Source organism: Mycobacterium sp. NGS57, from assembly GCF_059812405.1.
This window is the reverse complement of sequence record NZ_JCALCP010000002.1, coordinates 441,577-461,835: the sequence shown is the minus strand read 5'-3', so window position 1 is coordinate 461,835 and position 20,259 is coordinate 441,577. Positions and strand designations below refer to the sequence as shown.

General features: G+C 67.9%; 25 protein-coding genes. 11 read left to right on the top strand and 14 right to left on the bottom strand.

The features are described from left to right. The first annotated feature begins 89 nt into the window (after positions 1 to 89). Complete coding sequence (locus AC5Y43_RS05680) at positions 90 to 1,106, top strand: phosphotransferase (protein ID WP_499970474.1); 1,017 nt, start codon at positions 90 to 92, stop codon at positions 1,104 to 1,106. A gap of 6 nt (positions 1,107 to 1,112) precedes the next feature. Here the strand turns inward: AC5Y43_RS05680 and AC5Y43_RS05675 are convergent, their stop codons facing one another. Genes AC5Y43_RS05675 through AC5Y43_RS05665 form a run of 3 tightly spaced genes read right to left on the bottom strand, consistent with a single transcriptional unit; the run spans position 1,113 to position 2,313 of the window. Then, on the bottom strand, positions 1,113 to 1,742 hold the full coding sequence (locus AC5Y43_RS05675; protein WP_499970150.1) for a GNAT family N-acetyltransferase: 630 nt from the start codon (positions 1,740 to 1,742) through the stop codon (positions 1,113 to 1,115). A gap of 14 nt (positions 1,743 to 1,756) precedes the next feature. Continuing rightward, positions 1,757 to 1,894, bottom strand: a complete 138-nt coding sequence (locus AC5Y43_RS05670) for a hypothetical protein (protein ID WP_499970148.1) — start codon at positions 1,892 to 1,894, stop codon at positions 1,757 to 1,759. Between the two features lie 53 nt (positions 1,895 to 1,947). Next, entirely contained in the window at positions 1,948 to 2,313 is a 366-nt protein-coding gene (locus AC5Y43_RS05665) for a DUF488 domain-containing protein (protein ID WP_499970146.1), read from the bottom strand. A gap of 47 nt (positions 2,314 to 2,360) precedes the next feature. Here AC5Y43_RS05665 and AC5Y43_RS05660 point away from each other — a divergent pair, with 47 nt between their 5' ends. After that, positions 2,361 to 3,635, top strand: a complete 1,275-nt coding sequence (locus tag AC5Y43_RS05660) for an HNH endonuclease (RefSeq protein ID WP_499970144.1) — start codon at positions 2,361 to 2,363, stop codon at positions 3,633 to 3,635. Positions 3,636 to 3,650: 15 nt separating this feature from the next. On the opposite strand, the gene AC5Y43_RS05655 is transcribed toward AC5Y43_RS05660, so the two are convergent. From AC5Y43_RS05655 to AC5Y43_RS05645, 3 genes are all read right to left on the bottom strand, one after another. Then, complete coding sequence (locus tag AC5Y43_RS05655; RefSeq protein WP_499970142.1) at positions 3,651 to 4,346, bottom strand: mycothiol-dependent nitroreductase Rv2466c family protein; 696 nt, start codon at positions 4,344 to 4,346, stop codon at positions 3,651 to 3,653. A 12-nt stretch (positions 4,347 to 4,358) separates the two neighbouring features. After that, positions 4,359 to 5,279, bottom strand: a complete 921-nt coding sequence (locus tag AC5Y43_RS05650) for an HpcH/HpaI aldolase/citrate lyase family protein (RefSeq protein ID WP_499970472.1) — start codon at positions 5,277 to 5,279, stop codon at positions 4,359 to 4,361. 80 nt (positions 5,280 to 5,359) lie between these two features. Then, the gene (locus AC5Y43_RS05645; protein ID WP_499970140.1) at positions 5,360 to 6,178 is read right to left on the bottom strand and encodes a hypothetical protein; all 819 of its coding nucleotides are present in this window, start codon (positions 6,176 to 6,178) and stop codon (positions 5,360 to 5,362) included. A gap of 258 nt (positions 6,179 to 6,436) precedes the next feature. Here AC5Y43_RS05645 and AC5Y43_RS05640 point away from each other — a divergent pair, with 258 nt between their 5' ends. The 3 genes from AC5Y43_RS05640 (at position 6,437) to AC5Y43_RS05630 (ending at position 8,933) form a co-directional block, all read left to right on the top strand. Further along, complete coding sequence (locus AC5Y43_RS05640; protein WP_499970138.1) at positions 6,437 to 6,715, top strand: WGxxGxxG family protein; 279 nt, start codon at positions 6,437 to 6,439, stop codon at positions 6,713 to 6,715. A 160-nt stretch (positions 6,716 to 6,875) separates the two neighbouring features. Next, positions 6,876 to 7,442 carry a hemerythrin domain-containing protein gene (locus tag AC5Y43_RS05635; RefSeq protein WP_499970135.1) on the top strand — a complete coding sequence of 189 codons (567 nt, stop codon included), beginning with the start codon at positions 6,876 to 6,878 and terminating at the stop codon, positions 7,440 to 7,442. Positions 7,443 to 7,469: 27 nt separating this feature from the next. Then, on the top strand, positions 7,470 to 8,933 hold the full coding sequence (locus tag AC5Y43_RS05630; RefSeq protein ID WP_499970133.1) for a protein adenylyltransferase SelO: 1,464 nt from the start codon (positions 7,470 to 7,472) through the stop codon (positions 8,931 to 8,933). Between the two features lie 7 nt (positions 8,934 to 8,940). Here AC5Y43_RS05630 and AC5Y43_RS05625 read toward each other — a convergent pair whose 3' ends face one another. Then, positions 8,941 to 9,342 carry a DUF4267 domain-containing protein gene (locus AC5Y43_RS05625; RefSeq protein WP_499970132.1) on the bottom strand — a complete coding sequence of 134 codons (402 nt, stop codon included), beginning with the start codon at positions 9,340 to 9,342 and terminating at the stop codon, positions 8,941 to 8,943. A 405-nt stretch (positions 9,343 to 9,747) separates the two neighbouring features. On the opposite strand from AC5Y43_RS05625, the gene AC5Y43_RS05620 reads away from it, so the two are divergent. Both AC5Y43_RS05620 and AC5Y43_RS05615 read left to right on the top strand, forming a co-directional pair. Further along, a complete protein-coding gene (locus AC5Y43_RS05620; RefSeq protein ID WP_499970130.1) occupies positions 9,748 to 10,452 on the top strand; it encodes a TetR/AcrR family transcriptional regulator in 705 nt (234 codons plus the stop codon). 104 nt (positions 10,453 to 10,556) lie between these two features. Then, positions 10,557 to 11,222: a TetR/AcrR family transcriptional regulator gene (locus tag AC5Y43_RS05615; protein WP_499970128.1), complete on the top strand. Its 666-nt coding sequence runs from the start codon at positions 10,557 to 10,559 to the stop codon at positions 11,220 to 11,222. Positions 11,223 to 11,235: 13 nt separating this feature from the next. Here AC5Y43_RS05615 and AC5Y43_RS05610 read toward each other — a convergent pair whose 3' ends face one another. Further along, positions 11,236 to 11,499 (bottom strand): hypothetical protein, encoded by a 264-nt coding sequence (locus AC5Y43_RS05610; RefSeq protein WP_499970126.1) that lies wholly within the window; start codon positions 11,497 to 11,499, stop codon positions 11,236 to 11,238. A gap of 79 nt (positions 11,500 to 11,578) precedes the next feature. Here AC5Y43_RS05610 and AC5Y43_RS05605 point away from each other — a divergent pair, with 79 nt between their 5' ends. From AC5Y43_RS05605 to AC5Y43_RS05595, 3 genes are all read left to right on the top strand, one after another. Then, entirely contained in the window at positions 11,579 to 12,091 is a 513-nt protein-coding gene (locus AC5Y43_RS05605) for a DUF732 domain-containing protein (protein ID WP_499970125.1), read from the top strand. 310 nt (positions 12,092 to 12,401) lie between these two features. Then, positions 12,402 to 12,839 (top strand): DUF732 domain-containing protein, encoded by a 438-nt coding sequence (locus tag AC5Y43_RS05600; protein WP_499970124.1) that lies wholly within the window; start codon positions 12,402 to 12,404, stop codon positions 12,837 to 12,839. Positions 12,840 to 12,903: 64 nt separating this feature from the next. Beyond that, positions 12,904 to 13,536: an N-acetylmuramoyl-L-alanine amidase gene (locus tag AC5Y43_RS05595; protein WP_499970468.1), complete on the top strand. Its 633-nt coding sequence runs from the start codon at positions 12,904 to 12,906 to the stop codon at positions 13,534 to 13,536. Here the strand turns inward: AC5Y43_RS05595 and AC5Y43_RS05590 are convergent. Continuing rightward, positions 13,517 to 15,046, bottom strand: a complete 1,530-nt coding sequence (locus AC5Y43_RS05590) for an adenylate/guanylate cyclase domain-containing protein (RefSeq protein WP_499970122.1) — start codon at positions 15,044 to 15,046, stop codon at positions 13,517 to 13,519. The genes AC5Y43_RS05595 and AC5Y43_RS05590 overlap by 20 nt on opposite strands. Before the next feature lie 158 nt (positions 15,047 to 15,204). On the opposite strand from AC5Y43_RS05590, the gene AC5Y43_RS05585 reads away from it, so the two are divergent. Next, entirely contained in the window at positions 15,205 to 15,588 is a 384-nt protein-coding gene (locus AC5Y43_RS05585; RefSeq protein WP_499970121.1) for a hypothetical protein, read from the top strand. A 7-nt stretch (positions 15,589 to 15,595) separates the two neighbouring features. On the opposite strand, the gene AC5Y43_RS05580 is transcribed toward AC5Y43_RS05585, so the two are convergent. Genes AC5Y43_RS05580 through AC5Y43_RS05560 form a run of 5 tightly spaced genes read right to left on the bottom strand, consistent with a single transcriptional unit; the run spans position 15,596 to position 20,258 of the window. Further along, positions 15,596 to 16,381, bottom strand: coding sequence for a hypothetical protein (locus AC5Y43_RS05580; RefSeq protein ID WP_499970120.1), 786 nt, complete (start codon positions 16,379 to 16,381; stop codon positions 15,596 to 15,598). A gap of 10 nt (positions 16,382 to 16,391) precedes the next feature. Further along, positions 16,392 to 17,075, bottom strand: coding sequence for a hypothetical protein (locus tag AC5Y43_RS05575; protein ID WP_499970118.1), 684 nt, complete (start codon positions 17,073 to 17,075; stop codon positions 16,392 to 16,394). Positions 17,076 to 17,095: 20 nt separating this feature from the next. Further along, positions 17,096 to 18,061 (bottom strand): MlaD family protein, encoded by a 966-nt coding sequence (locus tag AC5Y43_RS05570; protein ID WP_499970116.1) that lies wholly within the window; start codon positions 18,059 to 18,061, stop codon positions 17,096 to 17,098. Continuing rightward, complete coding sequence (locus AC5Y43_RS05565; protein ID WP_499970114.1) at positions 18,058 to 19,104, bottom strand: MlaD family protein; 1,047 nt, start codon at positions 19,102 to 19,104, stop codon at positions 18,058 to 18,060. Before AC5Y43_RS05565 ends, AC5Y43_RS05570 begins: the two co-directional genes overlap by 4 nt. Continuing rightward, complete coding sequence (locus tag AC5Y43_RS05560; protein ID WP_499970112.1) at positions 19,101 to 20,258, bottom strand: MlaD family protein; 1,158 nt, start codon at positions 20,256 to 20,258, stop codon at positions 19,101 to 19,103. Before AC5Y43_RS05560 ends, AC5Y43_RS05565 begins: the two co-directional genes overlap by 4 nt. Between the last annotated feature and the right edge of the window lies 1 nt (position 20,259).

Here is a 20,259-nt window from a genome sequence, read left to right as displayed (position 1 = left end):
GTGTCGTTTCCCTTATTTGCGTCGAAAGGATCGTCGTGACCAACCCGCTGCCGGTGCCCAAGGCCTGGGAGGACATCACCCCGGAATGGATGACGGCGGCGCTGGCGGCGGACCATCCGGGTGCGACGGTGGAAGCGGTAACCGTCGATGCGCGCGACGACGGCACCAACCGTCGCGCCCGCCTACGGGTGACCTACTCGGCCGGCAACGGGCCGGCGACGGTGTTCGCCAAGGCCGCCGATCCCGCGCACAAGGCGATGATCCGCATGACGAGCGGCATGTTCCACGAGCCGCGGCTGTTCACCTGCGGGGCACAGCTGCCCTTGGAACATCCCGCCGTCTACACCGCCCTCATCGACGAGGCGGACTACGACTTCGTGATGATCATGGAGGATCTCACCGCCCGCGGGGCCGACCCCCGCGACGCCACCCGGCCGATGACCGTCGACGAAGTCGCTACCGGTGTAAGGGGTTTGGGGCGGATGCACGGCAAGTACTGGGGCGACCGGGTGCTGCGCGATCCGGCCCTGGGCTGGCTCGAACCGTTCTTGCCCTGGGACGGAATGGAATTCGCGCCGCTGCCCAGCGCGCTGGAACGACTCAGTGACGACACTCCCTCCGCCGTGACGTCGTTGACCATCGACGGGCTGATCGAATCCCTCTGGAAGCCCTACATCAGAACGCTGACCACATCGCCGCAAACCCTGCTGCACGGCGACCCCCACATCGGCAACACCTACCTGCTGCCCAGCGGCGAGGTCGGCTTCCTCGACTGGCAGGTCGCGCGCCGCGGCAACTGGTCGTTGGACCTGGGCTACTTCCTGCAGGGCGCGCTGACCGTCGAGGATCGTCGCCGCAGCGAGCGCGCGCTGCTCGAGGAGTACCGCGGTTCACTGGGCCTGCCCGCCGACGAGATGCCGAGCGCCGACGAGATCTGGTTACGTTACCGGGCGTCGGTGGCACACGGGCTGACGCTGTGGTTGTGCACGGCCAGCGCCGGGGAACTGTGGCAGCGTCCCGACATCGCTTTGGCTCTGGCGCAACGGTATTCGATCGCCTACGGCGACCTCGACACGGCCTCGGCCCTGGCCGAGATCGCCGGATAACCCAGGTCAGGCCTCGCGGAGCTTGGGAATGTCCCCGGGGGTCAGCGGCAGCGCATAAAGCGCCATGCGCCGATTCGACATGTCGTGCTCGCCGAGAAACACGCAACCGGCCCGCTCACAGAACCGCCGCGCGGTCTTGTTGCGGTGGTCGGGATCGAACATGATCCGCCGGCACCGTTCGTCCTGGCCGAGCACGCTGGCCACGAAGTGGGGCAGCACGAACCCGGCGATGCCCTGGTTCACCAATTCTTCGTTGGCGATGGCGGCGTGTATTCCCAAGTCGAACGGGCCGGCTTCGTACCGGGTGGCGATGGAATCCTTTGCGGCGCGGTACAACTCGATGTAAGCCTGGTCTTGGCCGTCGAGGCTGGCGAAAAACGGCCGGGAATAGGCGCCGTCGAGTTGCGCGCGCAGGTAGCGACGCCAGCGTTCGGCCGGCCAGGCGTACTCCCACGTTTCGGCGAGGGCGGGCCGGTTCATCCATTCGGCGACCATCTCCGCGTCGGCCTCGGGATCGGCAAGCCGGAACGCGTACGGCTCGGGGACCTCTGCCGTACCCGGCGGCGGCGGGACGTTGCGGACCTCGTCGCTGATGTCGGTCAGCTCCCGCGGCAAGATCACTTCGGGTTCGCTCATAACGAAATTCCAGCCTACCGAAGCCACCCGTCGGCCAGGCCCGTCACCCGACGGCCGGCGGCTTCCGGGCGGTCCGACGGCGCCGCCACGAGCACCATCTCGTCGACGCCGAACGCGGCGAGGTCCGCCGCGGCCGAGCTCATCGTGCTCATCGGTTCAAGCCAATCCGCTTGTGCGGGAACGGCTATCACACCGCACGATCGTCTCACGCCGGTCGACGGCCTTTGAGAAGCCTGGCCAGCACGGCCGCCTGGCTGATGTCGACCGCACGGGTGGCCGTCACCAGGGTCACGACGCCTTGCTTCGTCAGCTTGCGCAGTTCGCCCAGTGCCGGGTTGTCGCGGAGCTCGTCGGCGTAGCGCTCCGCGAACTCGTCGAACTTGTCCGGGTCATGGCTGTACCACTCCCGCAGTTCTTTCGAGGGCGCGACGTCCTTGAACCAAGTGCCGACCCGTGGGTCGTCCTTGCGGATTCCGCGTGGCCAGATGCGGTCCACCAGCACGCGGTGCCCGTCGTCGGGACCTGGGTCCTCGTACACGCGCGCCACCCGGATCCTGCTTTTGGCACCCATGGAGGCCACAGTAGCGCCGTGCCGGGAGGCCTGGTATAGTCGAACGTATGTTCGATCCACTGGTGGCCGTAGACCCGTTAGCCGACGAGAAGGCGCTGGTAGAGCGCATCGCGGAGCTGGAGCGCGTCAAGTGCGCGGCGGCGGCGGGTCAGGCCCGGCTGGCGGCCGCTTTCGACGGGGCGCGGCGTGCGGCCGAGGCCGCCGCCGGGGTGCCCGCCGCGCGGCGCGGGCGCGGGGTGGCCGGCGAGATCGCGCTGGCCCGGCAGGACTCCCCCTTTCGCGGCGGTCGGCATCTGGGTTTCGCCAAGGCGCTGGTGCACGAGATGCCCCACACCCTGGCGGCGCTGGAATGCGGGGCCCTGTCCGAGTGGCGGGCCACGCTGATCGTGCGCGAGAGCGCGTGCCTGGACGTCGAGGACCGCCGCAGATTGGACGCCGAGTTGTGCGCCGATGCGGCCGGGCTGGCCGGGATGGGCGATGCCCGGGTGGCCGCGGCGGCCAAGGCGATCGCCTACCGGCTCGACCCGCGTGCCGTCGTCGAGCGCGCCGCCAAGGCCCACGAGGAACGCACCGTCACCATCCGCCCGGCCCCCGACACCATGGCGTATCTGACGGCGCTGTTGCCGGTGGCCAAGGGCGTGGCGGTATATGCGGCGCTCAAGCGCGCGGCCGACACCACGTTCGATGACCGCTCCCGCGGACAGGTCATGGCCGACACCCTGGTCGAGCGCGTCACCGGACGGCCCGCCGAGGTCGCCGAGCCGATTGCGGTCAACCTGGTCCTGCCCGACGAGACCCTGCTCGGCGGTGACGGCGCGCCGGCGGACCTGCCTGGCTACGGACCCATTCCGGCGGGTGTCGCGCGCTCCATGATCGCCGACGCGGTCAACGACCGGCGGTCCAAGGCGACGCTGCGCCGGCTCTACGCCCACCCCCGTTCGGGCGCGCTGGTCGCCATGGAGTCACGCGCGCGGCTTTTCCCGCGCGGGCTGGCCACCTTCATCGAACTGCGCGACGGGCGCTGCCGCACCCCGTACTGCGACGCGCCGATCCGCCACCGCGACCACGCCGAGCCATGGGCCCACGGCGGTCCCACCACCGCCGCCAATGGTCTGGGCTGCTGTGAAGCGTGCAACTACACCAAGCAAGCCCCCGGCTGGCGGGTCCGCACCACGGTCGACGAATCCCACACCCACACAGCCGAATTCACCACACCGACGGGCCAAACCTACCGGTCGACCGCACCGCCGCGCGCGCCGGTCGTGACCGTCAACGAAGTCGAACTCCACGTGGGCGTCACGCTTGTGAGATACGCCGCGTAGTCACGACGCCCGCGGTTAGCCCGGGTTGGTCAGGCGCTCGACGTCGACGACCTCGCCGCGGTTGATGCTGACCCAATCCCGCCCGTCGAGGTAGGGGCGCAGGCTTCGGCCGATGAGCTCGAGGTCGGCCGGCGCCTTGGGCCGCTGCAGTTCGTAGACGTGCGGCAGCTCGGCCATGCCGGTGACAACGCCCCACAACGTCAGGGCGGCGGGGCCGGTCGGCGGATCCACCAGCACGGGCCCGAACAGGCATTGCCCCGACAAGAACAGCGTCGGCACGCCGAATCCGCCGGCGTCGACGACGCGCTGGTGGTCGGCGCGGATCTCGTCGTGGGTGGTCGTGTCGGCCAGCGCCGCGTCCAAAACCGTGGCATCGACACCGATGTCGCCCAACAGCTTCCGCGCGACCGCGGGATCGTGGGGCTTTCCGCCCAGGGTGTGCAGCTCACGCCCAATCGCGGCGTACCACCGGTCCAGCGCCGCCATGTCCGTGCGACGCAGCAGCGCCCCGATTCGCATCAGCGACCAGCCGTAGGACCATTCCCGCTCCCAGGGGTGCTTTTGCCCCTCGGACCGGTTGACCTCCTCGAGGGAAAAGAACCGCCAATTGACGGTGATGCCGAGCTGCTCGCGGACGTCGCGGATCCACAACGAGGTCTGATAGGCGAACGGGCACATCGGGTCGAAGTGAAAGTCCACGGCGACGCTCATCGGAACCCGTTCCTAGTAATGGTAGGTATCCGACGGCGCCGGCGAATGAACCTTTTCCTCGTCGTCGAACTCCGAGGCCACGATGCCGTACGAGCGGGCCAGCTCGAGAATCTTGGTCGCCCGGGCGATGCGCGGCAGGTCGGAGCCGTTGCGGATCTCTCCGCCGTCACGTTCGAACTCGGCGAAAAACTCCTTGGCCCAGGAGATTTCGTCGTGCGAAGGCGACAACCCCTCGTTCACCACGGCGCACTGGTCCGGTGTCAGGCAGATCTTGCCGGTCATGCCGAATTCGACGGAAACGGCCGTTGCCTCGATGAGCTTGAGCGCGTTGGAACCAATCGTCGGCCCGTCGATCGCGCTCGGCAGGTTGGCCGCCTTGGCCGCGATGGTGAAGCGTGAGCGCGCGTACGCCAGCGTGGTGGGGCTCTCCCCGAATCCGGTGTCACGGCGAAAATCGCCGATGCCGAAGGCGAGCCGGAAGGTGCCCTTCGCCGCGGCGATCTCGGTGATGCGCTCCAGGCCGCGCGCCGTTTCGACCAGTGCCACGATCGGCACGTTGGGCAGGCGTTGGGCGGTCTCAGTGACATGGTCCACCGACTCGACCATCGCCAACATCACCCCGCCTACCGGGGTTCCGGCCAGTGCCGCCAGGTCGTCGGCCCACCACGGGGTGCCGAACCCGTTGATGCGGACCCAGTCGCCGTTTTCGGGACTGAGCCAATTCACGACGTTGCCGCGCGCAGCCTGCTTGTCCTTGGGCGCGACGGCATCCTCGATGTCGAGCACGACGATGTCGGCGCGCGAGTGCGCCGCGGCCTGGAACCGGTCGGCATGCGTGCCGTTGACCAGCAGCCAACTGCGCGCCAGCACGGGATCGATGCGCCACCCGATGTCGGCGGGATCCGGCGTTGGGTCGTCGACCTGGTCGTACATTGCGTGATCTGTCGCCATTTTCATTCCGTGGGTGCTAACTGGTGTGCTTAAACCGTAGCGGCACGGCGAAACGTGTGGTCCTAAGCCCCGCCCTGCCGCAGCCTGCCCCGCCGCCACAGCACGCCACCGATCGCGAGGACGACACACAACACCAGCGCGGCGAGCAACGACTGCAGCGCAAAGACGGCCAAGTCGTTGACGTCGTAGAAGTCACCGCCATTCACACACTGGAAGCGCACGCTGGTGCCGGACTGGCCGGGCTTGTAGCTGTACTGCGAGGTCTTGTAGGCCATGTCGTACCCACTGCCGCACACGATGGGGCTCATCCATAGCGCGGTCGACGGGATGAGCGCGGTGACTGCCGCCGCACCGCCGACACACAGGCCGACCGCCCCGCCCAGCATCCCGATGATCGCGCCGGCACGATCGGCGCCGACGCGCTTGCGCCGCGGCTCCGGCGTGTACTCCGCCGCGTAGGTGCGCCCGCGAGGGGCCAGGTAAACGGGATCGGAAGGGTCGTAACGCTGGTAGACGACCTGGCCGCCGATCTTGATCGTCCCGCCGGCTCGCAGACCGGCGCGATCCAGGGCATCCCTGTACTGATCTCGCGACAAACCCGCCTCGACGACAGCGCGCGACAGCGCCTCGCGAAGCTGCGCCACCTGCGGTCCCGACGACTGGCCGCGGTGGGCCTGCAGGCCCTGCACCAATCGGTGCGCGTGCTCGTCGACGGCCTCCAGCTGGGCGGCGGAGGCGCGGGCCGGCCGCCCGACGGATTGTCCCAACCCGGCGGCGAATTTCGCTTCGGCCAGTTGGCGCTCCAGGTCCGCGATGCGCTTTTGGTGCGCGAGCCGGCGCTCCAGCTCGGCGACGCGCTCGGCGGGATCCTGCGGTCCCATCAGCAAATGATCGCACTTTGCGATTGACACCGCATCCATGCTTTGAATTCCGCTTGGACCCCTCAGTCCGCGTTTGCCCAGCAACCTGGGCGGCGGGCCGCGCGCGGCGAACAATCGCTCGCACTGGGTTTCACCGGGGGCGTGGCGGGTAGCCGACGGCTTGCGATACGTCGCTTCCCGAGGGGACTAGAGCGAACTGGCCCCGAACTCTGTCTCGGTCATCCCGTCTCGATCGAGAGAACCCATTCAGGAGTAATCATGCGCAAAACCATTGCAGTCATTTCGGCGACCGGAGCGCTGTTGTTCGGCGGGGCCGGCGTCGCCAACGCCACCGTCGAGAATGCTCTGGCGCCGTCGCCAACCACGACAACTTTGGCGGACAACAACAATGACCAGCAGCAGCACAGCGACAACTCAGGTTTGTGGGGGCTGCTCGGCCTCCTCGGCTTGGGTGGGCTCGTGGGGCTGAAGCGCCGCAGGGACGCCAACGCGGTGACCGGTGTCGGGACAACCACACCGCGCGGGGGTGCCGTCTAGCCGGTTCCTTGGCGGCCCCCGCCAGACGCTGGGCGCGTCTGGCGGGGGTCCGCGCGGCATGGCACCCGCGTTTACACGTCCCCCCGCCGGGTACGCCTGGCGCAGCGGTGCACAGCCCGAAGCCCGCCCCCTCAATCCCCTATCACCGGAGGTATCGGCGATGGCCGAGATGATCGTCCAATCACCCGAGGAAGTCGTCGCGTTCCTCAAGGCACAGCACAACCTCATCGAGGACATGTTCGACGACGTGCTGCACGCATCGGACCCCCAGGCGCGCGAGGCGCCGTTCATCGAATTGCGCCAGCTGCTGGCCGTACACGAAACGGCCGAGGAGATGGTGGTGCATCCCCGGGTGCGCCGCGAGGCCGACGCCGGCGACGCGATCGTGGACGCGCGGCTGCAAGAAGAGCACGAGGCAAAGGAATTGCTGTCCGCCATCGAAAAACTCGACGTCACCTCGCAGCAGTTCCTCGACGAGATCACCAAGCTGCGCGACGCAGTGCTCGACCACGCCCGGCACGAGGAGGACGAGGAATTCCCCGTGCTGGAGCGCAACGTCGACACCGACGACCTCAAGCGGATGGGCGCGGCGGTGCGCGCGGCCGAGGCCATCGCGCCCACCCGGCCGCATCCGGGGGTGGAGTCGGCGAAGCTCAACTTCGCCGTCGGGCCGTTCGCCTCGATGCTCGACCGCGCCCGCGACCTGATCGCGCAGGCGATCGGCTAGCCCGGGGCTTTCCGTAGTCTCGGTGAGGTGAGCGTCGCACCCGTCACCACCGTCGCGTTAGACGACCGGTTCTTCCGCGAGTTGCCGGAGTTGGCCGTGCGCTGGCAGGCGGAGACGGCCCCCGAACTCCGGCTGCTCGCCCTCAACGAGTCGCTGGCCGCGGAGCTCGGCCTCGACGCCGCCTGGCTGCGCGGGCCGGAGGGCCTGCGTTTCCTGGTGGGCAACCTGGTCCCCGATGGTGCCATCCCGGTGGCCCAGGCCTATGCCGGGCATCAGTTCGGCGGCTACATCCCGCGGCTGGGCGACGGCCGCGCGTTGCTGCTCGGCGAGCTCGTCGACGCCGACGGGCGCCTGCGCGACATCCATCTGAAGGGGTCCGGTCCCACCCCCTTCGCCCGCGGCGGCGACGGCCTGGCCGCGGTCGGACCGATGCTGCGCGAATACGTCGTCAGCGAAGCGATGCACGCACTGGGTGTCCCGACGACGCGGTCGCTGGCCGTGGTCGCCACCGGGCGACCGGTGCAGCGCGAGACGGTGCTGCCCGGCGCCGTCCTCGCCCGCGTCGCCAGCAGCCACCTGCGCGTCGGGAGCTTCCAATACGTGTCGGCCTCCGGCGACGTCGGCCTGCTGCGCCGGCTCGCCGACCACGCGATCGCGCGCCACCATCCGGACGCGGCGCAGACCGACCGCCCGTACCTGGCGCTGTTCAAAGCCGTGGTCACCGCCCAGGCGGCGCTGATCGCCCGCTGGATGCTGATCGGGTTCGTCCACGGGGTGATGAACACCGACAACATGACGATCTCCGGCGAAACCATCGACTACGGACCCTGCGCCTTCATGGAGGCGTACGACCCGGAGACGGTCTTCAGTTCGATCGATTTCTGGGGGCGCTACGCGTACGGCAGCCAGCCGGTGGTCGCGGGGTGGAACTTGGCACGGTTCGCCGAGGCCCTTCTTCCGTTGCTGTCCAACAACATTGAGGAATCGGTGGCGCTGGCCGAGGAGGCGTTCGGGGTGTTCCGGCCCACCTACGACGCCGTGTGGTCCTCAGGCATGCGCGCCAAACTGGGCCTGCCCGCCGACCTCGAGGCGGGCATCGTCACGCCGTTGGTCGACGACGTGCTCGCACTGCTACAGGAGAGCCACGTCGACTTCACCTCCTTCTTCCGCCACCTGGGTCGAGCGGCGCGGGGCAATCCCGAGTCCGCGCGTGGACTGTTCGCCAACCTCGCGGGCTTCGACGACTGGGCGTCGCGCTGGCGAGCCTTGGGCCCCGACGCCGACGCGATGGACCGCATCAACCCGATCTACATCCCCCGCAACCACCTGGTCGAGGAGGCGCCGGCCGCGGCGACGGCCGACGACCTCGACCCTCTGGTGCGGCTGCTCGATGCTGTCGGCGCGCCCTACGTGGAACGACCAGGCCTTGAGCGCTACGCCAGCCCGGCGCCGGAGGAGTTCGGGAAGTACCAAACGTTTTGCGGCACTTGAGATTGCGTTAGCGTCGCGAACTCTCGTCACGCGGCTCGGCCGGGATCCGGCGGGTCGCGCCCCAAAGCCCGACCCCGATGCCGACCGCGGCGCCGCCCAGGCCGACGAGCCGCTGCACGGGCTGCAACTCCCGATGCACCCGCAACCCCCCGAGCAGGTCGGCCGCGTCGGCGCCACCCGAGGCGAGGAACCAGCCGCGGGTGCCCCTGCCGCGCAGGGCGGCGACCGCGAGGAGCCCGCCGATCAGCGCATCGCGATAGCCCATCGAATGCAGCAGCAGTCGCGCCGTCGGCGTCGGCTCCTCCATATCGCCCCACAACCGGTTCGCCCGGAGCGGGTCCACAAGAAAGGAGACACCCGACGCGAGGCGGATGGTCCCGGCGAGGAGCCCGGCGCGGTCAATCGACATGGCCGCAGCCTAGACCAACCCGGCGGGCCGGCGGCGAAAAAACCGGTCGTCATATGCCGGGTGTGGAAGCGAACTATTGTTCACCGAAAGTTCGGCTTTCGATGACCGGCCTCCTGACGGTCGGCGCGACGAATGTAACGGCTGGGTCATGGAAGGCCGCAAACGTGTTTTGGCGCCAATGGATTTGCCGCGACGTGTTGCCCGCCGGCGGTTGCGATACCGAAAAACTGAGCGACCAGGCACAAGGGCTTTCAGTTTGATCTTGAACGTAACTATTGTGCATTCGTCTAATGGCGTTCCGGCAACATCAGTCCGGGTCGCGCACGCGCTCGGCGATTAGTAGATCGGCTTGGGCTTTACGAAAGTGCATGTGTACGAACGGTTCGCGGTTTATTTTGCTTAACTATGACGGGACAGGGGGATCCGCTCGCGCGTCGGCAGCAATTCGTCGGCCATGCGGTCACACCGCGGCGGAAAAAGCTCGCGCCCGATCCGGAGGTGCGCCGCGCCATCGTGGATGCCGCGTCGAAATCGGTTCGCGAGCAGGGGGTTCGAGGGCTCAGCATCGCCGCGGTGTTGGAGCGCGCGCGGCTGAGCACCCGCGCCTTCTATCGGCATTTCGATTCCAAGGACCAGTTGGTCGCGGCGGTCTTCCTCGACTTGACGCGCACCGAGGTGGCGCGGCTGAGGGCGAGGATGTCGCACGCCACCGACCCGGTCGACGCGGTCGCCGCCTGGATCGACGGGCGACTAGACCTCGCCTTCGACGAAGACATCAAGGCGGAGTTGCGCCAGCTGTCGCTGGAGGCGCAGTCCAAGGCGGTCTCCTCACCCGACATGGTGGCTCCCGCCTACAGCGCGATCCTCGAGCCGCTCATCGAGCAGCTTCAGCACGGCCTGGAACTCGGGGTGTTCAAGGACATCATTCCGGCGACCGCGGCCAAGTCGATCCACGGCGTGGTCTGGGCCGGCACGCAACGGCAATGGGCGGTGAACCACTGGGACCGCGAGCACGTCCGCGACCGCGCCGTGCGCTTCTGCCTGCGCGGGCTGGGCGTGGCACCGCACACGATCGAACAAGTCACCGCGGACGAGGAGGCTGTCGGTTAGCCCGGGCGGCGAAAGGCCGCAGCCTAGTGAAAGCGATCGTTTTCACTAGGAAAAGGACGTTTTCAATAACCGAGTACGGGGGTACCTACGCACCTGTGACACACATGTCTGATCCGGCCGTCCCAGCCAGGCGCAACAAGCTCGCTCCCGACCCCGATGTGCGATGCGCCATTTTGACAGCCGCGTCCAGCTCCATGCACGACCACGGGGTCCGTGGACTCAGCATCGCCGCGGTGTTGGAGCGCGCGCAGCTGAGCACGCGCGCGTTCTACCGCCACTTCGAGTCGAAGGACCAGCTGGTGTCGGCGGTCTTTCTGGAACTGGCTCGCATGGAAACCCAAAGGCTGCGAGCAAGAATGGCGGACGCCGCCGACCCGGTGGAGGCCGTCGTCGCCTGGATCGACGGGCGACTAGAACTCGCCTTCGGTGACGGCACCGACCTCGGTCGGCGCCGGCTGACCCTCGAGGCCCACTCCAAAGCGTTCTCCTCGCCGGAGATGACCGCGCCCGCATACAGCGCGGTTCTCGAACCGCTCGTCGAGCAGCTCGAGCGAGGACTGGAACTTGGCGTGTTCGAAGACATCGTCCCGGCCACCGCGGCCAAGTCCATCCACGGCGTGGTGTGGGCCGGCACCCAGCGGCAGTGGGCGACGCACCGCTGGGATCGCACGGTGATCCGTGACCGTGCGCTGCGGTTCTGCTTGCGCGGACTGGGCGTCGCACCGCACACAATCGACCACGTCACCCGCTGCGAAACCGCCGCCAGCTAGCGGCACCCGCCGGTCACCTGACCGGGCATGCATCGGCGATCTGGATCGAAGCCGGCCACAACGCCGCCGTCACGCCGAAGGCCGCGACGTCGGCGCCCAACGGCACCGCGCCCTCCAGGCGCGTTTGAATCCGCTGCGTTTCATCGCCATGCAGGACAGCCCAGACGAAGCCGATGCACAGGTACGGAATCGCGAGCCACAACGCCAGCTCGATCAGCGCGCCGACAGTGACCTCGTACTGCAGCACGCGCCGCAGGCTATTCATCGCGACTGACATAACGCGCACCCCCACACGACATGGCTTCAACCTCACGTGAGGCTCTCACGATCGGTTGACGATGGCTACCATGACCGTCATGGCCGAGCCGTCCCCGGCTGGCGACGAAACGTTCGCGCTCAACCGCGCCGACGGCGCAGGACTCGCCGACCGCGAATCGTGGAGCGCCACCTGGCGCAAGGCCGCCGCGCTGCTGCTGGGTGGGCTCGCGCTGGCCGGGGGAATCGTGCTGGCGTTTTGGCTGGCGAGCCCGACATCCGAGGGGCCGCCGCAGCCGGCGAACGGCAGCGCGGCACCCGCCCCGACGACACCGTCGGCCTCCGCCGCCGCGCCGTCGTCCATCGCGTCCACGCCGGACCAGGACGACAAGTACGTGCAGGACCTGAACGACCACGGCATCTCGTTCGCCAATCCCGCGGCCGCCGTTCACAACGGAAAGGTGGTCTGCGACGACATCCGCCAGGGCATGACGGTGCCCCAGATCGTCGCGTCGTTTCGTGCCAGCAATCCCGGGCTCGACGCCGACACGTACGTGACCCTCTCCGTGCGCGCGTACTGCCCGCAGCACAACAACCTGGTTGGCGGATCGTAAAAGGCCCGAAATGCTAGGCGCGGTGCAGCGTCAGCGATACGATCGGCGCATCGTCGAGACGGATTCGAGTTGGCCATGAATCGCACGCGGCCTCCCGGGACCCCGGGCAGCCTGTACGGACCGCCGCAACCGTGACAGACTTCGACATCGGCCGCCAGGCTGATGAACTCTGGAATGCAAACGGTGCGAGATTGATTGGACCTCGAGTTACCCGGGCGAGAGGCTGCGCATGACTGTCGACGGCCGCGATGCCCCAACCGGAGCGGTGTCTCATCCGCGTCGGCCGGCGACTCGAACCCGCCAGGCGCCCGTGGCGGTCCTCATCGGCGCCGCAGCCTTCGCGGTGGCCGCCCTGGCGGGGCTGATCTCCGTCGGCGTCTACCTGTCCCGGGACAAGACGGCGACATCGCCGGGACCGCAGACGGTGACGATCAGTCCGTCAGCGGCGGGGCTGTCCCCGGCCGACGGGGCCGACGCTCAATTCATGTCCACGTTGGACAGCTACGGCATCACGGACAACGGCAAGGCCGGTATCCGTCAGCGGTACATGGAGTTGGGCCACCACACCTGCTTTCTGCTGTTGCCACCGCGGCCCCAATCGCTGGAGTTGACGGTGACCAACATCATGGACGCGCAGACGCAGGACATCACCGCCGGCAATCGGTGGCCGAAGCGCTTCACGCATGACGACGCCGAGCATTTCGCGCAGGCCGCTGTCGGCGCCTATTGCCCGAGCGCGGCGAAGTGACGCGGTGGTTTTCGTCGACCGCCGCCAGCTGCTCCGGGTAGTCGGCGGCGTCGGCCTGGCGTCCGTGCTCGGCGGATGCTCGAGTACGGCTGCGGCGGGTCCGCCTGCCGCGTCTGCTCAGTTGCTGTGCCGGGACGCCTGGGGCGCGCGGCCGGCCCGCCCCGGCGGGCGACCTCACACCATCAAGCGGATGACCCTCCACCACGAGGCGGTCGTTCTCGGCGACAACCGCAACGCCCCGGGCCGGTTACGCCAGGATCAGCACTACCACCAGGATCAGCTGGGCTGGATCGACATCGCGTACCACGTCGGCGTCGACCGCAACGGCAACCTGTACGAACTGCGCAACACCGCGATCGCCGGCGACACCGCGACGGACTACGACACCACCGGACACTTCCTGGTCCTGTGCGAGGGAGACTTCGACCAGGAGGCGGTGTCGGAGGCCCAATTGCACGGCGCCGCCGTCGCATTCGCGTGGGCCGCCCAGAACTTTCGCGTCTCCACCGACACACTGGCCGGCCATCGCGACTTTGCCCAGACGTCGTGCCCGGGCGCCAACCTGTATGCGCATCTGACCTCGGGCGACCTCAAGCGGCGCATCGACGGGCTGCTGGCCGCCGGGGGCGTCGACCTGCAGCGCTTCTGCGGACCCGACGCCGCCGCGCGGGTCGCCGCTATCGAGGCGGGCAATTAGCTTGCGCCGCACCGAGTGTGAACACCTGCACTGCGGCTGACTTGCCCTTCAACGCGTGCGAGCCGCGGTCGACGAGGCCCGAAGGCCGGTCGGCCAGCGCGTCGACACACGATCCGGTGAGCAGGATCGCGTCGCCGGTGGACTTGGTGAGCTGCTCGACGCGGGCGGCGACGTTGACGGTGTCACCGATGAGGGTGAACTCCAGCTTGCCTCCCCCACCGATGGTGCCGGCGATCACCGCGCCGGTGTTGATCCCGATGCCGATCCGAAGCGCGTCGCCGAAGCGCTCCGCGACGAGACGCTGAATCTTGACGGCAACGGACACCGCCGAGTCGGCGTGTCCCGCAAGGTCATTGGGTGCACCGAAGACGGCCAGCGCCCCGTCGCCGAGGAATTTGTTGACATGCCCACCCGCATCGACGACGGCGGGCACCACGATCTCGAACAGGGCGTTGAGCCGGGCGACGGTGTCCTCGGCGGTGTTCGCCTCGGCGAACGGGGTGAAATCCCGGATGTCGACGAACATCACGGTCACCTCGCGCCGCTCGCCGCTGAACACGTCGTCGCCCTGCTCGAGCAGCCGCGCGGCCAGCGCCGGGTCGACGTAGGTGCCGAACGCGCCCTGAAGCCGTTGTCGCTCAGCCAAACCCGCCTGCATGCGGTTGAACGACGCCGACAGGGCTCCGAGGTCGTCGTCCTGCACGACGGGCAGGCGCTGGCCAAAGTCCCCCGCCGCAACGCGTTCGGCGCCCTTGGCGAGGTCGCGGATGGGTTGCAGCGACCTCGAGAATCCGAAACCTACGGTCACCGGCACCGCGAATGCAATCGCCATTGCACCCCCGATCACCACGGACAGGATGGGGGCAGCGCTGACTCGATTGGACGCTGCGGCAAGCAATGCCCCTCCGGCGCCGTATGCAAACGTGGCGGCAACTACTGCCACGTTTGAGCGCCCGGCGAAAGTGGGGCGGGACCGTGGCAGCGAATCCCCGAGCCCCGTGTCACCGGCGAGGGCGATCCTGACCGGGCGGAACGCTCCCTCCACGATGCTGTGATAGGCGACCAGCTGAATGGCCGCCACCAGGACACCGGCGACGATGCCGTATTGCACCAGCCGTGTCCCGTGCGCTCCGGCGAGCACTCCGACGACGACCGCGAGCGCGGCTGCCCAGACACCGGCGCCCCACACCGCTCGGACGGATGCTTTTCGGGTGTAGATGTAGGTGCCCTCCAGCGCGGCGGCTCGATCGACGTTGTGGCCCGCCGCCCACCGCTGCACGGGGCGCGCCCATTGGCGACCCGGGAGGATAAAGATGCATACGAGTACCACCACCGCGACGATGGTGACGACTCCGACCTCGACGTAATGATCGGACTTCTCGAACGCGACGATCGGCAACGATACGAATACCGAGTAGATCGGCAGCGAAATGACAAACGCGAACACGCTGCATGCCCAGAGATACCGGGCGCCAAACCGATCCCACATCCCCTGAATGATGCGCTCCATTCCAGGAGATTACCGTCCGGCCGCGTACCCCTCCCCCGGCGAGCGCGCGTGTTTGCACACGACGCGCCGGTAATTGTTGGCATTTTGGGGACTCTCGCGGGCAATGAACTTGGGCAAAGTGTCGACACAACGGCCGGCGGAATGCGAAGGTAGGGCCGATGTCTCGACGTGCCCGACGAATTCTGGGTGTGCCGCTCGCGGTTGCCGCGGCCGCGATGCTGACGGCTGCCCCGGCGGCGGCCGTCGGCGACTGGGAATGCGGCGTCATCCTGCCGGTGACCGATCGGCTGGAACCCTGGTTCAACGCGGTGTCCCCGACGGGGACGCCGTCGTGGGTGGCGGGACAGATCCGCAACGCGCTGGCGCCGCTGCACGGCGTGACCGTTCCGGCGGCGATCGATCTGCGGGTCCGATCGGGCATGCTGGCGTCGCAGATCGACGGCAGCGATGTTTACCGGCCGTCGAACCCGGAACAACTCGCCGGCGATCTCGCCGAAGCCAGACGGCAACTGGCCGCTTCCCGCGACTTCTGCGCGCCCTAGGGACCGGCTACCGTTGCTGCCCCTGGCGCCAGCGCCGGATTTCGATGCGCTGGGCGTCGGGCCAGATCGCCATGGCGGCCGGTGACGCGCAGAACGTCTCCTCGGCCTGACGGAGGTTCATGTTCACCGCGTGCAGGCCGTCTTCCTGGTGGGCGCGGCAGACGACGGTCAGGACCCGGTGCGTGTCCGGGTCCACCTCCTCGGCTTCGATGGTCAACACCACGACGAGCGTGTACCCGGCTCCGGTCGGCAGATAGTACGTGAGGTCGCGGCTGTCCAGCCCGCCGCCGTTGGTAACCAGATAGCCGTCGCCACTGGGATAAATGGCCTGACCGACCATCTGGGTGCGTTCGTAGTGCAGGCGGTCATCCGGTGCGCGCCACACCGAGAACAGCGTGTTCGGGCTGCCGTTGAACGGGTTTCGGGCGATCGGGACGATCAGCTCGTCGCGGCCGTCGCCGTCGAGGTCCTGCATCCCGACGCCCCCCGGGCTCGTCGGCTGCAACAGCTCGTCGATGGTTTGCACCACCCCGCCCGACGGATCGGTCACGACGACCTTCGCCGCCCGGGGCCCGGGCAACTCCGGCGCGGTCCAGTAGGTGACGGCGAAATCGAGGGAACCGGAGTGCAGGCGGCAATCCGTATGCGGCGACGTGGCTTTCGGACTGATCAGCGCCGGGCCCTGCGGGCACGGGGGCAGTGCGGTGTCAGCGGTCGCCGCGGGGTACGCGGGACCGACGACGCCCGCGGTAGCCATCGTCACCGCAACGGCCAGCAATGAGAGCCGCTGCACGGCCGCGCACCTACCGCTTCGGAGCCGGCTGGACGGGAGCCGGGGCGAGCTCCGGCGGGAGCTGCTGCTCGACGGGGGGGTGCGCGCCGGTCTTGGGTCCGATGTCGCAAACCTGAAACGCGTTGCCCACCTTGTTGACCGTGACCTGCAGCAGGATGATCGATACCTTCGGCGTCGGGTTTTGCAGGTTGCGCGTGGTTTGATGCGCCGACACCACCACCTGGTAGGCCCCGCCCGGCTGGGCGGTCGCGTCGGTCGCCAGCACCTCACCGGTGGAGCTCACCTGCGCCTGCAGCATGATGCCCTTGAGCAGGTCGGAGGCGTTGACGTATTTGTCCTTAAGCTGTTGGCACACACCGTCTTCGACCGAGCGGAAGAAGGCGCCCGGGTCTTCGAAGGTGTAGGTCAGCGACTTCTGCGCATACTCCTTGGCCAGCTGCGCCGCCGCGGCGCGGTCGGCCTGGTCTCGGCGCAACTGCGCGAGTTGGCCGGTCACCTTGCGATATTCGATGAACCCGAACGCGCCGCCGGCGATCACCGCCACCGCCAGGACGGCCGCGACCCAGCGACCCGGCCGCTCGGGCCGCAGCCTGGCCAGTCGGCCGGGCCGGGATTCGTCGCTATCTGCGGCGTCAAGCTCGGTGTCGTCCACCTTTTCGTCTTTGGTGTCGTCTTTGATCGTCGAGTTGGCCATGTCCGTTCTTTCTTTTCCTGTCACTGGTGCCAATCGGGGACGTTGAGTTGCACCCGCATGCCGCCGGTGTCGTTGAAGGTCGATTCCCAGAAGTCGAGCCAGTGCCCGGCATCGACCTTGACGTCGCGCAGCGGTGCGACCGCGGGCTGCAGGACGGGCGCGAGGGTACTCAGCGGGCCGGCCAGCATGTCGAGGTATTCGCCGAGCTTGGTCACCAGAATCCCGGCCGCGTCGTCGGGGCCCACCACACCGATCCCGCTGTGCGAGAGGGTTTCGATTTCGTGGATCAGCCGCAAGAACGCCGGCACCGAGCGCGGCAGCAGCTTGCCGGTCTCGCTGATGATCTCGCCGGCATTGATCTCACCCAGGTTGGTGGTGAACGTGGCGACGTTGCCGAACAGGGTTGCCATCAACAGCTTGTCGTCGTGAATGACCTTGGCCGTCAACCCGGCGGTGGTAGCCAGGGAATCGAGGGTGCCGTCGTTGTCGGCGAATGCCACGCCGATATTGCTGATCACGGTGCGCGCGTGATCGGGGTTAAGCGCCGAGATCAGGGCATTGCCCTTGGTGAGCAGGTCGGCGCCGGTGACCATCGGTGCCACCCGGTCGGGGGGGATCACCGTCCCGTCGGCAAAGTATGGCGGCGCAATCAGTTTCGGCTTGAAGTCGATGTACTGTTCACCCGCCGCCGAGAGGTTCTCCACGCTGATCGCGCTGTTGGCGGGCACCGGGTGGGAACGGTCGAGGTCGATCGAGACCGCCAGCCCCGCCGCAGTGGTCCGGATGCCCGTCACGCGGCCGACCTTGACGCCGCGCATCGTCACCTCCGATGTGGGCAGCAGGCCGCCGGAAGTGTTGAGCAGCAGGGTAAGTCGGGTTACCTCTTTGGTCGGGCCCATGTCCAGCACGCCGACCGCCATGTAGGCCGCACCGAGCAGCGTCAGCGCCGTCAGGATGGCCAGCGTGATGCGGGCGTTGAATTTCATGGCAGCAGTCCCATCGTCCGCATCGCGGAGACCGCCGCGTCCGCCTTGTCGGCGGGGTCCACGCCCTCGTGGCCGGTCGGTGGATGAAGTTCGGAGACAATGTATTTCGGACCGCCGTTGCGGAAGAACCCGAGGAGCTTGTAGTGCAGGAACGCGATCAGCTTGTCGGCGAGCACAGGGATGGTCGTATCGGCGGTCGCCACCGTGTTGATCCACGGTGTGATGTAGGACAGGATCTGCATCAAGTCGCCCGTTACCGGGTTGACAATTTGTCCGCCGAGTTCGCCGACGTCTTTGGAGTCCGCGACGACATGCAGGATCGCCAGTGTGACCGCGGACAGGCCTTCCAGCTTCGGGGGGCCCTCGATGACCAGCCGGTTGAACACCGCGGTATTGGACGCCAGGCTGGCGCTGATGTTCTCCAGGCTGGACAGGATTCCGTTCATCGTGTCCTGGTTGGCCGCCAAGTCGTTCAGTACGCCGCCGACGGTCTGCTGGATCCGGGTCAGCTCGCCGGGTTCTTTCGGGAAGGCCTTGTTGAAGTTGACGACGGTATCTTGCAGCGTGCCGATCGTGCCGCCGGCCACCAGGTTCGACACCGACCGCAGAACGTCTTCGACGTTGGCGGCCGGAGCGGTGTTGCGCAACGGGATGGTGTCGCCGTCGTGCAGCACGGTCGGCGACGGACTGTCCGGCGGCAGCAGCGCGATGTAGATGTCACCGAGCGGGGTGGCCTGGCGCAGTTCGGCGCGGGTGTTGCCGGGAAGGCTGCTGCCGCCGGCCATGTCGACGAAAGCGACCGCCGTATTGCCGTCGAGCTGCACGTGGTCGAGCACGCCGATCTGCACTCCCCCGGAGTCGACCTTGGCGCGCGCGGGCAGGTTGAGCACGCTGGAGAATTCGATCTTGACCCGGAACGGGTGATGGGGGGTGTAGGCGCCCGGCACCGGCAGACGGGTCGGATCCAGTGAGCACGCCGCCGTCAGGCTGATCGCTGCCGCGGCCAGCAATATTCGGGCCGCGTGCGTCCATCGGCGGGTCATGACAGCGCAGCCCCCAGGATGAGGTCGGTCAGGCCGAGCGTGACCGGATCCGAACTGGCGCCCGACGCGCACGCCGCCGCGGCGCCGGGGATGTGGCGTCGCTGCAGCCCGTCGCAGATGGCGCCGGCCTGCGACGGTGAAATCGCCACCTGCGGAGGGATATAGGTGACGTTGTGGGTGCCCCAGGCCGGCTCGTAGATGTCGGTCAGCCAGTGGCTGAACTGCGGCCACGAATTGACGGTGGCGAGGACGGCCGGGCCGTGAGCGTTCAGCACCCGCTGCACCCAGGAGACCAGCTTTTCGATCTTCTTGTAGATCCGCGGTCCGAACCGGTTCATCATCTCGACCAAGATCGGCAGCATGTGTGTCATATAGCTGATGGCGGCCCCGAAGTTGTCCGACAGGCCCTCGATCAATTGGGTTGTGGCGGGAAGCGTTTGGATCACCGACGCGAAGCTGTCCCAGTTCCTGAGGAAGTCCGAGGTGAGGATCTCACCGTTTTCGAACAGCGCCCGATAGTCGGCGTCGGCCTTGTAGGGGTCGGCCAGCATGGTGACCAGATTGCGCAGCGTCTTGTTGATGCCGGCCCCGGTGCCGTCCAGCGAGCGGCTGGCCGCGTGCAAGCTGTCGTTGATGGCCTGCACGCCCGGCGCCTTCGACGGGTCCCGACCGTCCTGGGGGCCAAGGACCGCATCGGCGAGTTTGCCGATGGCGGCGAAGGTTTCGCTGACACTGATCGGGGTTTTGGTGGACTTCAGCTTGATGCACCCCGGCCCGGTGAACTTCGGGCCACCGGTGTAGGGCTTGGTCAGTTCGATATGGCGGTCGGTGACAATCGATTGCGAGTAGGTGACCGCGCCGACATCGGCAGGCAGGTCGAGGTCGGCGGGCACCGTGAAGTCGACCTCGACGAAGGCGGGCTTGTTGACGATCGCTGTCGTCGAACCGACCTCGATGCCCAGCAGCGCCACCTTGTTGCCCGGATACAGCCCGACGGCATCGGTCAGTTCGGCGCACATCGCCCGGGTGTTGCTCGGCATCACCAGCTTTGCCCCGATGACCGCCGCCGTGGTGACGGCGGCGACGACGGCCACCACCGTTGCGATACCCCATGGGGACCGCAGCCGCGAGCCGAGCGCCGACATCCTGGTCATC

Coding starts and splice junctions, on each gene's coding strand:
- AC5Y43_RS05610 (WP_499970126.1), bottom strand. CDS start 11,499: ATGTCAGTCGCGATGAATAGCCTGCGGCGCGTGCTGCAGTACGAGGTC.
- AC5Y43_RS05655 (WP_499970142.1), bottom strand. CDS start 4,346: ATGAGCGTCGCCGTGGACTTTCACTTCGACCCGATGTGCCCGTTCGCC.
- AC5Y43_RS05660 (WP_499970144.1), top strand. CDS start 2,361: ATGTTCGATCCACTGGTGGCCGTAGACCCGTTAGCCGACGAGAAGGCG.
- AC5Y43_RS05590 (WP_499970122.1), bottom strand. CDS start 15,046: ATGGAGCGCATCATTCAGGGGATGTGGGATCGGTTTGGCGCCCGGTAT.
- AC5Y43_RS05645 (WP_499970140.1), bottom strand. CDS start 6,178: ATGGGACCGCAGGATCCCGCCGAGCGCGTCGCCGAGCTGGAGCGCCGG.
- AC5Y43_RS05650 (WP_499970472.1), bottom strand. CDS start 5,279: ATGTACGACCAGGTCGACGACCCAACGCCGGATCCCGCCGACATCGGG.
- AC5Y43_RS05680 (WP_499970474.1), top strand. CDS start 90: ATGACGGCGGCGCTGGCGGCGGACCATCCGGGTGCGACGGTGGAAGCG.
- AC5Y43_RS05620 (WP_499970130.1), top strand. CDS start 9,748: ATGACGGGACAGGGGGATCCGCTCGCGCGTCGGCAGCAATTCGTCGGC.
- AC5Y43_RS05615 (WP_499970128.1), top strand. CDS start 10,557: ATGTCTGATCCGGCCGTCCCAGCCAGGCGCAACAAGCTCGCTCCCGAC.
- AC5Y43_RS05560 (WP_499970112.1), bottom strand. CDS start 20,258: ATGACCAGGATGTCGGCGCTCGGCTCGCGGCTGCGGTCCCCATGGGGT.
- AC5Y43_RS05585 (WP_499970121.1), top strand. CDS start 15,205: ATGTCTCGACGTGCCCGACGAATTCTGGGTGTGCCGCTCGCGGTTGCC.
- AC5Y43_RS05570 (WP_499970116.1), bottom strand. CDS start 18,061: ATGAAATTCAACGCCCGCATCACGCTGGCCATCCTGACGGCGCTGACG.
- AC5Y43_RS05640 (WP_499970138.1), top strand. CDS start 6,437: ATGCGCAAAACCATTGCAGTCATTTCGGCGACCGGAGCGCTGTTGTTC.
- AC5Y43_RS05675 (WP_499970150.1), bottom strand. CDS start 1,742: ATGAGCGAACCCGAAGTGATCTTGCCGCGGGAGCTGACCGACATCAGC.
- AC5Y43_RS05575 (WP_499970118.1), bottom strand. CDS start 17,075: ATGGCCAACTCGACGATCAAAGACGACACCAAAGACGAAAAGGTGGAC.
- AC5Y43_RS05635 (WP_499970135.1), top strand. CDS start 6,876: ATGGCCGAGATGATCGTCCAATCACCCGAGGAAGTCGTCGCGTTCCTC.
- AC5Y43_RS05665 (WP_499970146.1), bottom strand. CDS start 2,313: ATGGGTGCCAAAAGCAGGATCCGGGTGGCGCGCGTGTACGAGGACCCA.
- AC5Y43_RS05605 (WP_499970125.1), top strand. CDS start 11,579: ATGGCCGAGCCGTCCCCGGCTGGCGACGAAACGTTCGCGCTCAACCGC.
- AC5Y43_RS05670 (WP_499970148.1), bottom strand. CDS start 1,894: ATGAGCACGATGAGCTCGGCCGCGGCGGACCTCGCCGCGTTCGGCGTC.
- AC5Y43_RS05565 (WP_499970114.1), bottom strand. CDS start 19,104: ATGACCCGCCGATGGACGCACGCGGCCCGAATATTGCTGGCCGCGGCA.
- AC5Y43_RS05625 (WP_499970132.1), bottom strand. CDS start 9,342: ATGTCGATTGACCGCGCCGGGCTCCTCGCCGGGACCATCCGCCTCGCG.